This is a genomic window from Microbulbifer pacificus (genome assembly GCF_002959965.1).
In the GTDB taxonomy this organism is placed as follows: domain Bacteria; phylum Pseudomonadota; class Gammaproteobacteria; order Pseudomonadales; family Cellvibrionaceae; genus Microbulbifer; species Microbulbifer pacificus_A.
In genome coordinates this window covers 32,278-44,212 of sequence record NZ_PREV01000027.1, presented here as the reverse complement: position 1 = coordinate 44,212, position 11,935 = coordinate 32,278, and the positions used below count along the sequence as shown (strand labels likewise).

Here is an 11,935-nt window from a genome sequence, read left to right as displayed (position 1 = left end):
CATCTGGCCGTATTTATTTGTGGTTCTCGAAATAATCGAGAGATTCCTTTTCAGCATCGGGAAACGGAGTATCCGGATACGGCGCACCGCCCTCCTTATACTCTCCAGTCTCGTCATTCTCCGATTCGAAACTCCGGTTTTCCGGGGGCAAGCGCGGAATGTCAGCAGTTCGTGGATTGGCCGCGGATGAGGGAACGAACGCCGCGCGCAGCGGCAGCCCCGCCGGAAGGTGAGCCGCATTCTGTTGCAACTGAATCTCGGCGATATAACTCAGACGCGCAACATCATCTCCGGTCAACGCGTAATAAGGAGTAAAGCTTGGATCATTGCGGACCATACGCACGCGCCCGGTGAATGTCCCGAAATCGCTGTTGTGTTTTCCGCCAGTACCTTCAAGAGTAACCAGCGCCGAGCTGCCCACCTGTACCCGGCTGCGTATGGACTGAGGAACATAGACCCGCGCGTAAGGTGTTTCCCCAACCAACATTACCACCAGCGATGCCCCCACCGGCGCTTCATCCCCAAGCTTGAACGGAATACTGTCGATGAAGCCGCTGCGTGGCGCACGCAGCGTCAGTTTTTCCAACAATACTCTCTGGGCCTCCGCCTCGGCGCGAGCCTGCGCCAGAGAGGCCTCGCCCTGTTCTATATCTTCCGGGCGGTTGCCGCGCTCAAGCTCCAGCAACTGCTCCTGGGCGGCCCGTACCTGTGCGCGGGCACCCGCCGCCGCTGCACGAGCCGCATCAATATCCGATTTGGACGCGTAATTTTTGGGGCCCAGCGCACTCAGACGACGGTAGTCCGCTTCCGCATCCACGGCATTGGCCTGGGCCGCCGCCAGCTCCGCGCGCGAACGCTCTATTTCCTCGGTGCGAGGGCCAACCTCCAGCTCCACCAATGCCGCCATCTGCTGTTTCACCGCGGCCTGGGCAGAGGCCAACCTGGCGCGGGTCTGCTCCGGGTCAAGCTGTAACAGAATGTCCCCTCGCTGTACCTCCTGCCCTTCCCTGACACGAATATCCACAATTCTCTCAGCCGCCGGCGCAGGCATGGCAATGCGGTCCCACTCGAGGGTACCGAGCGCAGTATCTCGCCGCTGGCCACAAGAAATGAGGGCCAGTGACAGCAGTGAGAACATCACCACATCCATGATCGAATTTAGAGAAACAGGTTTTACAGAGTTAATCGAAAATTCTCCATGGCGGAATATTCCCCCCTATTTATCCCACACTCTCAAAGTGACGGCAACCGAGAGAGTGGAATTAGAGTATTACTCCAACATCATGAGCCATTACCTGAAATGCACCAGGTAAAAAACGAGCACCTAAACGAGCACCTATAAACGACTTCTTAAAAATATATTTCTTAACGCAAAAAATCATGTAACAACTGGCATTGAAAGTTTCAGCCCACCCAGAAATCACGTCTACACTCCATACAAATTTCTCAGGGAATGAGATTTTTCACTTAAGTGAAATGGCGCACACTCCGTCTGCAAAACAACAAGAGTGTCCCGCCACTCCAAAAGCACACAAGGAATGTCGGCCGACAGCCAACCCATATTCCAGACAGTGCCAAACATCTTATTTTCTGACATTCAAGGGCTAACTTTTGGGGACATTTATGCCGACTCTCTTTCTGAGCGATTCCGGCCTCCATGGGGATTTGCTGTATTCACTTATTTCAGAATCCCTTCCATTCAACTGGGAAAAATCAGAATTCGGGAAACAAAAACACTGCCTCAAAAACTACGACGTAATCGTTGTGGATTGTTATGCCCTAACAGCAAAATCCACGCCAAGTGCAGAGTTCAACTACTTAAAAAACATAACTCACTCCAGGGTTTTGCTGATCAATTTCCCGGCAGACCTTCCCGGATACATAACCATCCCATTGGAAGACAGGAAATTCATTTTTCTTTGCGACAATCGATCCAGTCAGAAAGAGCTTATTAATAAACTGGATCTTGCCATTCACAACACGCGGACTCAGGGAGACAGTGACTCTCGTTCACAGCTCCTTCTTACCAAACGCGAACAGGAAATACTGGCGCAGCTTACCACCGGAGAACCGAACAGTATCATTGCCTCTCGCCTGCATCTCAGCGAGCACACCGTCAAGAATCACATGTACAACATTTTCCGGAAGATCGGAGTTAAAAATCGCCTACAGGCGAGCAATTGGGCAAAGCTGCATCTCCAGGTTGAAAGGATATGAAGCTTCTCTTTTTGATACTTATATTATTCGCTCAACTCAGTTTCGCTCAGGATGGAGACAGCGGAACCCTGGAGCAATCGAACACCGCGAGTGAAGACAGCGGGCGCATCGAAGATGAAATCAGCGGATTCAATGTAGATCAGACCATCACTCGCACCGGGCACGATTTTGCCCGCTATATGAGCGAGTACCGGAACCTCAACTACCCGGACAGTGATTACAACCTCACCATACAGGAACGTCCGTCTGCACGTTGGGGAAACCTGATCTGGATTACCTACAACGATAAAACGGTATTTCGACGCTTTATCAGTCCGAGCACAAATAACATCCGCGAAATGGCGGAACAGGCATCACAAATGATCCATGAAATGGTGCTTCAGGAGAAAGTTCGTGAAGCATTCACCGATCACTTCGACTTAGGAAAGGATGAACTCTGATGAAATACAGAATAAATGCAGGGGTGCTTCTGATACCGTGCTTCGCCCTTTGTTGCGGCCCGGCCACGGCGACAGAATTGATTTACGAACCACGCAACCCGAATTTCGGTGGCAACCCGCTTAACGGCACCTATTTGATACAGAATGCACAGTCGCAGGATGATCATCAGGATCCGGACCGGCCGGAGGATCTCTACGAAGCTCCCAGCGCCCTTGACCGGTTTACCGACTCCCTGGAAACCCGGCTTCTGAACCAATTGTTGACCGATGTGGGTGACGGCAATAGCGGTGAGTTGGTTACCGATGACTTCATCGTTCAAATTCTCGATAACGATGGTGTTCTTACAGTACTCATCACCGACCGCGCTACAGGTGATAAAAGCGAAATCATCGTCAGTGGGCTAAACCCCACCAACTGATTCAACGCAATCAAGTGCACTTACAGGAAAACCACGGAAGGAAGTAACGAAACAAGTCCACAATGAAGCACCCGGACTGACCCGTAAATCCTGAATAATCGCGAATAATATCGGAGAAACGCGTGATGTTTACCAGAGGTTCAAAAATAGTCACCGCGCTGGCCTTTGCGCTGACAATTAGCGGCTGCACCGCCGTCAAAAATACCGGGGACGCGCTGTTCGGTCCGGGACTGGAAGATGCCAAACTCACCCCGCGAAATAACACCTATAGAGATCTTCTCAACCTGCCGCAACCCAAAGGCAAGATACTGGCCGCCGTCTACAACTTCAGGGACCAGACGGGCCAATATAAGCCAACCCCGGCCAGCAGTTTCTCCACGGCGGTTACTCAGGGCGCAGCTTCCATGCTGATGAACGTACTCAATGAGTCCGGTTGGTTTATTCCCCTGGAAAGAGAGGGGTTGCAAAATCTGCTGACCGAGCGAAAGATTATTCGCGCTGCTCTGGCCAAACCTGACGCACCGGAAAACAACACGATCCTCCCCTCTCTCGTAGCGGCGAACATTTTACTCGAAGGCGGAATCGTTGCTTACGACTCCAACATACAGACGGGGGGCGCCGGAGCCCGCTACTTCGGGATAGGTGCCGACGAACAGTACCGGGTAGATCAGATAACCGTCAACCTGCGCGCAATCGATATACGCTCGGGCCGGGTACTTCATTCTGTTCTCACATCAAAGACCGTCTATTCCAAGGCAATCAGTGGCGATGTATTCCGCTACGTGAAATTCAAGCGACTGCTGGAAATAGAGCTCGGTACGACGACGAATGAACCGGCACAACTGGCGCTGCTATCCGCGATGGAATCCGCGGTGATCCATTTGATTGGCCAGGGCATCGTCAATAATTCCTGGGCATTGCAGAATCCGGAAGATATCAACAACCCCGTCCTGCAGTTTTACCTGAATGAAAATGTTGCATTTCTGTAGAAATCCGGAGGTTGTAATAGCTTACATAATGTCTAACTACCACCTGGACTGAATGATGACTCAATGTTTCAGACGCGGACTGGGTCAGACCCAATTTTTGCTTGCCGGTCCACTGATCTGCTATACCCTTTCGGCACCGGCCCAGGAACTGGCCACCAGCTCAGAATTATCCGCCACCAGCGAGCTCGAGGTTTATGGTGGTTATTCGATTGCCAATATGGCCGTCATCACGCAGGAGGGTAATTTCAACCACGTTTCCGCAGACCAGCGCGGTACGGTCAACTTTCTGTCGGTGGAACAGTCGGGCTACAAAAACCTGCTTTTAACGGCACAGGTGGGAGAAGGTAACACAACCATCGCCAGCCAGGCCGGACAAAACAACATAGCAGCTCTATTACAGGCCGGATATGAGAATCTGATTTTGCTGGAGCAAGTAGGTTATGCGCACAAGGCCAATGTGACCCAGTATGGTGTTGCCAATTCCGCCAATGTAGAACAGATAGGTCTTTCCCACCAGGTCACGATCAATCAGCGTGGAAATGGACTGCATACCTCGGTCGTCCAGACCGGCGTTTCCATGACCACGACCGTTAATCAATACGATTAGCCAATAATTGCCATCGACTCAAGGAAACCTGCATCGTGCTTACGAAGCAATCCACTCCGATCAGTGTGCTTATTCCAGTGATCGTATTCGCCGCACTGCCGCACTCGATCAGGGCTGATGAGAGTGCGATCGACCTATATCAGCAGGGAGTCGAAAACATCGCAATTATCTTACAACCAACGCCCCATAATAGTGATAACAGCTTCGAGCAAAGTCAGAACGGTGTACAGAACAACGCCGAAGGAATCCAGAGAGAAGAGAATTCAAGCAGCATCACCCAGGTGCAAGACGGCGCCTTCAACAACGCGCTCGCTCAGCAGCAATACGGTTCGAGCAACACAGTCTACAGTCTGCAGATCGGCGCTCAGAATTCAACGCTGATATTGCAGTCAGTCGCCTATGACAATAACGTCGCGACACGACAGGGAGGGTTCGGCAATGCGTCTGACGTGGATCAGCTCAATGGGAATTTCAACAAGGTAAGAATCAATCAGGTCGGATTGCTCAACCAGGCAAATGTGAGCCAAAGCGCGAGTTTCCATGGTCGTGTGCATTTGGATCAACAAGGCAACGACAACGACGCCGACGTTCAACAGAGTGGCACGGCTCATTTTACTGCGGCGACGCAGGAAGGAGCATTTAACCAGGCGCAGGTCATTCAGTCGGGTGCCTTGCAGGAAGTCGATCTACTACAGAGCGGCTTTTCCAATCAGACGGAGTTCATTCAGGAGGACAATTTCAATACGGTCAGTGCAACCCAGAGCGGTTCACTGAACCAGACTGCCATTCGTCAAACGGGTGCCTTTGGTCTCGGGGGCAACCACCAGTCCGTTGTCAGTCAAATAGGCACTTTCAACACCACGGGGATTGTCCAGAGTGGCATTTCCGCCACCGCAATCGTCAACCAGTTTGGTAATGGCAACTCTGTTTCCTTGACGCAGTAGCATACCGACCATCCCACCGCTTGATCCAACACGTCCGTTGTGACTTTTCGCTTCCCCATAGGAAATACACGGCAGCCTGGATATCCGCCGGATATTTGCGCCACAAGATAACTTAAGCGCCATATTTGGCCCATTCGGTTATCAAACCCTCTCAACCCGAATAATTACTGCTTAAAAACTGTACTTTTTTCCTACTCTTTCATGACTTCCCTCCTATAGCGCCACACCGGTGCACCGACAACACTCAATAGCAAGACGATCAAATTTCACCCAATCAGGCTGTATTTCAATCACACCCAAGCCGGGTTGTACAAGTGCGCTCTGATTGGTGGATCACTTACCCGAATTGACAAATTCATGGCGATGAAACTCTTTCAGCGATGGCGCTGAACACATCACAGAGTTTCCGCCAACCAGACATGGCGCTTATCGCTGCGTCATTGTGAATCAGCACCCCCGGGGCTGGTTGTATTTAACGTCCGAAGTAAAGGAGCAACTCATGAAGACGTTTTCCCGCATCGCTGCTGCCATCGCACTTGTTTCCAGTGGCAGTGTTTTCGCTGACGACAATATTGCCGTTCAGACCCAGGTTGGCGTGTTCAACCTGGCAACCTCCACTCAACTTGAGGCTCTTGGTGGCTTCAACGAAGTTTACCAAACTCAAATTGGTGCCCTGAACCTGTCCACTGCGCTGCAGGTCGGATTCATCAGCGTATTCAACGACATCAACCATCTGCAAGTTGGCGCACTGAACAATGCGTTCTCTCTGCAGGATGGCTTTATCACCGTTGATAGCGACGCGACCATCAATCAGGTGGGTGTTCTCAACCAGGCGACCACCTTCCAGAGCAACTCACTGTTCAACGATGCCACTATCAACCAAGTTGGCGTTTTGAACGGTGCCACCATCGGTCAGAATGAATCCGCGTTCAACGATGCCACTGTGAACCAGGTTGGCATTCTGAACCTGGCAAACATCAACCAGTCTGCCAGCTTCGGCAACACTGCACTGGCCAACCAGTTCGGCATTCTGAACGTGGCCAACCATCTGCAGCAAGGAAATGGCAACACCTCTGTTTCCAACCAGGCTGGTATCCTCAACTTCGCTGACGTTCTGCAAGTTGGTAACGGCAACGATTCAGTCATCACTCAGGTAGGTGCACTGAACATTGCTGACCACGATCAGTTCGGTGACGACAACCTGGCTTCCACCCTCCAGGCTGGTGTTCTGAACGTTGCCTACGTTGGTCAGACTGGCGATGGCAACGCCGCATTCACTGCGCAGGCTGGTGCACTGAACGTTCACATCACCACTCAAACCACCGACAGCAACCTGGCGGTAGGTACTCAGCTCGGTGTGGGTAACCTCGGTGTAATTATCCAGTAATTAACGCCCGCCCATGGTTCGGCGGCCGACAGGCCGCCGACAACATTACGCGTTCGGGACAAGCCTGAACTTCCTTTGAGGTAAGCAGTAAAGGAGTTTCCAATGAAAGCCTTCCACTACTGCGTACTGGCAGCAGCATTGGCAACGAGTGGCTTAGCCTCGGCGTCAAACAACGTTGCGATCCTTACGCAAACGGGAAATGGGAACGCGGCACTCATTGATCAGACAGGCATGGATGGCAGTGTCATCATCAATACGCAGTCTGGCGGATTCAATCAGAGCAATACGATCGCGGCATCTTTCGGTAGTGTTACGCAACACACGCAATTCGGACTGTTCAATGACGCCTACTCCCTGCAACTGGGTGGGCAGGACAACAGTAGCTCCATTTTCCAACTGGGTTTGGACAACTGGGGCACCGTGTTCCAGATCAATACCACCAATAGTGAGGCGTATATCTTCCAGGTTGGCAACATCAACAATGCCAACATTGTTCAAATCGGCGGCACCGATAATCTGGCCACCATTACGCAGTTCGGGTCTCTTCATAACGGCAATATCGGGCAGTTTGCCAGCCAGGACTCCGATGCGCATATCACCCAGTTTGGAACTGGCCAGCAGGCCTGGATTACCCAGACCGGAGTGGGACATTATTCCAACGTTCTTCAAAGCGGGAATTACAATGTCGCGCTCAGCACCCAGGGTGGGCAGTACAACAGCTCTGATATTGTCCAGAGTGGCACCGCGAACTTTGCCAGTGTGACACAGACATCCAGCTTCAATACCGCGATGGTGACGCAGGACGGTATTGCCAACATCGCCGTGATATCCCAGGTTGGCGTGCTCGGCGGCAATACCGCCATGGTGACCCAGGATGGCCTGCTCAATAACGCTTACATCAGCCAGATGTCGGCTTCAAACGCAGCCGTCGTTTCTCAGTCAGGCATAGGCAACCAGGCAAATATCTTGCAGTAGTCTGACAATATCTGCCCCGAAATAAAAAAGCGGTCCTAAGGACCGCTTTTTTTTGAAGGGAGGGATTGTACCGTCAGATATGTTCGACGGTATCTATCTCATATTCAACCGCTCCCGATGGCGTATTCACTACAACAAGATCGCCTTCCTCTTTACCTATCAGCGCACGCGCGATGGGTGAGTTCACCGAAATTTTCTTGTTCTTCACATCGGCTTCATCATCGCCCACGATCTTGTACGTCACTTCGGAATCATCTTCCACGCGGATAATCGTCACGGTGGTGCCGAAAATGACCTTGCCGGAAGGTTCGATGGCTTTTACATCGATCACCTGAGCCATAGACAGCTTGGCCTCGATTTCCTGAATACGACCCTCGATAAAACCCTGCTTTTCGCGGGCGGCGTGGTACTCGGCATTTTCCTTCAGATCGCCGTGCTCACGGGCTTCGGCAATCGCCTGTACAACCGCCGGGCGCTGTACTTTTTTCAGGTCGTCGAGTTCTGCGCGCAGCGCTTCCGCGCCTTCAACAGTCATTGGTACTCGGTTCAACGGAACCTCCAGAATTCCTCAATTATTCATTAACGAAAAAGCTCTGCCGGTGGCAGAGCTTTTCAGTTTGTCCGCTCTTGTGGCTACCCGGAGGAAGCCATTCGGAGCAAGCCGGTCAGTTTTGCAGGCGCACGACGCGCTGATGCAGTTCCTGCAGGCTGCGCACCTGATGCGGCTCGGCAATCTGCATGGCCATGGCCATGGCTTTTGCTGCCGCCAGAGTGGTGGTGTAGCAAACCTGATGGTTCTCGGCGCTGCGGCGGATATCCGCGGAATCGCGAATGGCCTGGCGCCCCTCGGTGGTGTTGACCACCAGGGCAATCTCGTCGTTCTTGATCATGTCGACGATATGCGGCCGGCCCTCGTTCATCTTGTTCACCGTTGTAACCGCAATGTCGGCATCTTGCAAGACCTTGGCGGTACCGCGGGTGGCCACCAGCTCGAAGCCGAGCTTGGACATCTCTCGGGCAACTTCCACCACGCCGGCCTTGTCCACATCGCGCACGGAGATGAATACCTTGCCGGATTCCGGCAGATTATCGCCGGCCCCCAGCAGGGATTTGTCGAAGGCTTCGGCGAAGGTCTCGCCCACGCCCATCACCTCACCAGTGGACTTCATTTCCGGGCCGAGGATCGGGTCCACTTTCGGGAACTTGTTGAACGGGAATACAGACTCCTTGACGGAGTAGTAATCCGGCACGATTTCCTTGGTGAAGCCCTGCTCCGCCAGGCTCACACCGGCCTGACAGCGCGCGGCGATCTTCGCCAGCGAAGTGCCAATGCACTTGGACACGAACGGCACGGTGCGGGACGCGCGGGGGTTCACCTCGATCACGTAGATCTCGCCGTCCTGGTAGGCCAGCTGGGTGTTCATCAGGCCCACCACGCCCAGTTCGCGGGCCATGGCTTTTACCTGCTCGCGCATCAGGTCCTGCACGTCCGCCGGCAGGCTATAGGGCGGCAGGGAGCAGGCGGAGTCACCGGAGTGCACGCCGCACTGCTCGATGTGCTGCATGATCGCGCCGATCACCACGTCCTTGCCGTCGGATACCGCGTCGATATCCACCTCGATGGCGGAGTGCAGGAAGTGATCCAGCAACACCGGCGCATCCTCGGAAACCTGCACGGCTTCCTTCATGTAGGTCTTGAGTTCGTCTTCCTTGTAGACGATCTCCATGGCGCGGCCGCCCAGCACATAGGACGGGCGCACTACCAGCGGGTAGCCCACTTCCTTCGCGCGCTGAATGGCTTCGTACTCGGAGCGCACGATGGCGTTCTGCGGTTGCTTGAGTCCAAGGCGCATGATCATCTGCTGGAAGCGCTCGCGGTCTTCCGCGCGGTCGATCTGCTCAGGCGTGGTACCGATGATCGGCACGCCCTCGGCGGCCAGGTAGCGCGCCAGGTTCAGCGGGGTCTGGCCACCAAACTGCACGATCACGCCTTCCGGTTTTTCCTTGCGCACGATCTCCAGTACATCTTCCAGAGTCACCGGCTCGAAGTAGAGGCGGTCGGAAGTGTCATAGTCGGTGGATACGGTCTCCGGATTACAGTTGACCATGATGGTCTCGTAACCGTCTTCGCGCATGGCGAGTGCCGCGTGCACACAGCAGTAGTCGAACTCGATGCCCTGGCCGATGCGGTTGGGACCGCCGCCGAGCACCATGATTTTCTTCTTACCGGTCGGCTCCGCTTCACACTCCTCATCGTAGGTGGAGTACATGTAGGCGGTGCCGGTAGCGAATTCCGCGGCGCAGGTGTCCACGCGCTTGTAAGACGGGAACACGCCCAGCTTCTGGCGGAACTCGCGCACAGTCTTCTGGCTGACACCCAACAGGTCCGCGAGACGCTTGTCGGAGAAGCCCTTGCGCTTCAGGAAGCGCATGGTCTTGGCGTCGAGTGCGGAAGTCGGGATGGACTTCAGCGGTTCTTCGATATCCATCAGTTCCTTGATCTGCACCAGGAACCAGGGATCGATGCCGGACAGCTCATACACTTCGTCGATGCTCAGGCCCATACGGAAGGCGTCGCCCACATACCAGATGCGGTTGGCGCCGGCCACGGACAGTTCGCGGCGCAAGAGCTCCATGGAGCCCACTTCCGCCGGGTCCAGTTTCGGCTCGAAACCAAAGGAGCCCACTTCCAGGCCGCGCAGCGCTTTCTGCAGGGACTCTTGGAAGTTACGGCCGATGGCCATGACTTCACCCACGGATTTCATCTGGGTGGTCAGGCGCGCATCCGCTTCACCGAATTTCTCGAAGGTGAAGCGCGGAATCTTGGTAACCACATAGTCGATGGACGGTTCGAAAGACGCCGGGGTGGCACCGCCGGTAATGTCGTTCTGTAGTTCGTCCAGGGTGTAGCCCACCGCCAGCTTGGCGGCGACCTTCGCGATCGGGAAGCCGGTGGCCTTGGAGGCCAGCGCGGAGGAGCGGGACACCCGCGGGTTCATCTCGATCACCACCATGCGGCCGGTTTTCGGGTCCATACCGAACTGCACGTTGGAGCCGCCGGTTTCCACGCCGATCTCGCGCAATACCGCGATGGACGCATTGCGCATCAGCTGGTATTCCTTGTCGGTCAGGGTCTGCGCCGGGGCCACGGTGATGGAGTCACCGGTGTGTACACCCATCGGATCGAAGTTCTCGATGGAACACACGATGATGCAGTTGTCGTTTTTGTCGCGAACCACCTCCATCTCGTACTCTTTCCAGCCGAGCAGGGATTCGTCAATCAGCAGTTCGTTGGTCGGGGACAGGTCGAGGCCGCGTTTGCAGATCTCTTCAAATTCCGGCCAGTTGTAGGCCACACCGCCACCGGAACCGCCCATGGTGAAGGACGGGCGGATGATCACCGGGAAGCCGAATTCTTCCGGGACCTTCTTTGCCTCCTCCATGGTGTGGACGATCTTGGCGCGCGGGGTCTCGAGGCCGATGGCCTTCATCGCCTTGTCGAACAGATCGCGGTCTTCCGCTTTTTCGATGGCGTTCTTGTCCGCACCGATCAGCTCACAGCCGAACTTTTCCAGCACGCCGTGCTTGTCCAGCGCCAGCGCACAGTTCAGCGCGGTCTGACCGCCCATGGTGGGCAGGATCGCGTCCGGGCGCTCTTTCTCGATGATCTTGGCGACCGTCTTCCACTCCACCGGCTCGATGTAGGTGGCGTCGGCCATGGACGGGTCGGTCATGATGGTGGCGGGATTGGAGTTCACCAGGATGACCCGGTAACCCTCTTCACGCAGGGCCTTACAGGCCTGGGCACCGGAGTAATCGAATTCACAGGCCTGACCGATGACGATGGGGCCTGCGCCGATGATCAGAATGCTTTGAATGTCTGTGCGTTTTGGCATCTTTCTTCCGTATCTAATCGGCCGTTATCCGGCGGATAAAATTCTGGTCTTGGCTGCTGGA

At 54.4% G+C, this 11,935-nt stretch carries 11 protein-coding genes; 8 read left to right on the top strand and 3 right to left on the bottom strand.

Annotated features, from left to right (window positions below):
- Positions 1–13 precede the first annotated feature (13 nt).
- A complete protein-coding gene (locus C3938_RS11105; RefSeq protein WP_199775583.1) occupies positions 14–1,138 on the bottom strand; it encodes an HlyD family secretion protein in 1,125 nt (374 codons plus the stop codon).
- Between the two features lie 485 nt (positions 1,139–1,623).
- Between C3938_RS11105 and C3938_RS11100 the strand changes: the two genes are divergently transcribed.
- The 8 genes from C3938_RS11100 to C3938_RS11065 all read left to right on the top strand — a co-directional run bounded on the left by C3938_RS11100 (position 1,624) and on the right by C3938_RS11065 (position 7,978).
- On the top strand, positions 1,624–2,217 hold the full coding sequence (locus tag C3938_RS11100) for a response regulator transcription factor (RefSeq protein WP_105103378.1): 594 nt from the start codon (positions 1,624–1,626) through the stop codon (positions 2,215–2,217).
- Positions 2,214–2,657 (top strand): curli production assembly/transport protein CsgE, encoded by a 444-nt coding sequence (locus C3938_RS11095; protein WP_105103377.1) that lies wholly within the window; start codon positions 2,214–2,216, stop codon positions 2,655–2,657. Before C3938_RS11100 ends, C3938_RS11095 begins: the two co-directional genes overlap by 4 nt.
- Positions 2,657–3,076 (top strand): curli assembly protein CsgF, encoded by a 420-nt coding sequence (locus tag C3938_RS11090; RefSeq protein ID WP_105103376.1) that lies wholly within the window; start codon positions 2,657–2,659, stop codon positions 3,074–3,076. Before C3938_RS11095 ends, C3938_RS11090 begins: the two co-directional genes overlap by 1 nt.
- A gap of 125 nt (positions 3,077–3,201) precedes the next feature.
- Positions 3,202–4,065, top strand: a complete 864-nt coding sequence (locus C3938_RS11085; protein WP_105103375.1) for a CsgG/HfaB family protein — start codon at positions 3,202–3,204, stop codon at positions 4,063–4,065.
- 52 nt (positions 4,066–4,117) lie between these two features.
- Positions 4,118–4,672 carry a hypothetical protein gene (locus tag C3938_RS11080; protein ID WP_158681657.1) on the top strand — a complete coding sequence of 185 codons (555 nt, stop codon included), beginning with the start codon at positions 4,118–4,120 and terminating at the stop codon, positions 4,670–4,672.
- A gap of 35 nt (positions 4,673–4,707) precedes the next feature.
- Complete coding sequence (locus C3938_RS11075) at positions 4,708–5,616, top strand: hypothetical protein (RefSeq protein WP_105103373.1); 909 nt, start codon at positions 4,708–4,710, stop codon at positions 5,614–5,616.
- Between the two features lie 499 nt (positions 5,617–6,115).
- Positions 6,116–7,003, top strand: coding sequence for a hypothetical protein (locus C3938_RS11070; protein WP_105103372.1), 888 nt, complete (start codon positions 6,116–6,118; stop codon positions 7,001–7,003).
- A gap of 102 nt (positions 7,004–7,105) precedes the next feature.
- On the top strand, positions 7,106–7,978 hold the full coding sequence (locus C3938_RS11065) for a hypothetical protein (protein ID WP_105103371.1): 873 nt from the start codon (positions 7,106–7,108) through the stop codon (positions 7,976–7,978).
- 73 nt (positions 7,979–8,051) lie between these two features.
- Here C3938_RS11065 and greA read toward each other — a convergent pair whose 3' ends face one another.
- Together greA and carB are read right to left on the bottom strand one after the other, a co-directional pair.
- A complete protein-coding gene (gene greA, locus C3938_RS11060) occupies positions 8,052–8,528 on the bottom strand; it encodes a transcription elongation factor GreA (RefSeq protein WP_105103370.1) in 477 nt (158 codons plus the stop codon).
- A 115-nt stretch (positions 8,529–8,643) separates the two neighbouring features.
- On the bottom strand, positions 8,644–11,874 hold the full coding sequence (gene carB, locus C3938_RS11055) for a carbamoyl-phosphate synthase large subunit (protein ID WP_105103369.1): 3,231 nt from the start codon (positions 11,872–11,874) through the stop codon (positions 8,644–8,646).
- Positions 11,875–11,935: the final 61 nt, after the last annotated feature.

What these genes read in the sequence shown, in the direction of transcription:
- C3938_RS11105 (WP_199775583.1), bottom strand. Translation starts at nt 1,138, where the DNA reads ATGTTCTCACTGCTGTCACTGGCCCTCATTTCTTGTGGCCAGCGGCGA.
- C3938_RS11100 (WP_105103378.1), top strand. Translation starts at nt 1,624, where the DNA reads ATGCCGACTCTCTTTCTGAGCGATTCCGGCCTCCATGGGGATTTGCTG.
- C3938_RS11095 (WP_105103377.1), top strand. Translation starts at nt 2,214, where the DNA reads ATGAAGCTTCTCTTTTTGATACTTATATTATTCGCTCAACTCAGTTTC.
- C3938_RS11090 (WP_105103376.1), top strand. Translation starts at nt 2,657, where the DNA reads ATGAAATACAGAATAAATGCAGGGGTGCTTCTGATACCGTGCTTCGCC.
- C3938_RS11085 (WP_105103375.1), top strand. Translation starts at nt 3,202, where the DNA reads ATGTTTACCAGAGGTTCAAAAATAGTCACCGCGCTGGCCTTTGCGCTG.
- C3938_RS11080 (WP_158681657.1), top strand. Translation starts at nt 4,118, where the DNA reads ATGATGACTCAATGTTTCAGACGCGGACTGGGTCAGACCCAATTTTTG.
- C3938_RS11070 (WP_105103372.1), top strand. Translation starts at nt 6,116, where the DNA reads ATGAAGACGTTTTCCCGCATCGCTGCTGCCATCGCACTTGTTTCCAGT.
- C3938_RS11065 (WP_105103371.1), top strand. Translation starts at nt 7,106, where the DNA reads ATGAAAGCCTTCCACTACTGCGTACTGGCAGCAGCATTGGCAACGAGT.
- carB (WP_105103369.1), bottom strand. Translation starts at nt 11,874, where the DNA reads ATGCCAAAACGCACAGACATTCAAAGCATTCTGATCATCGGCGCAGGC.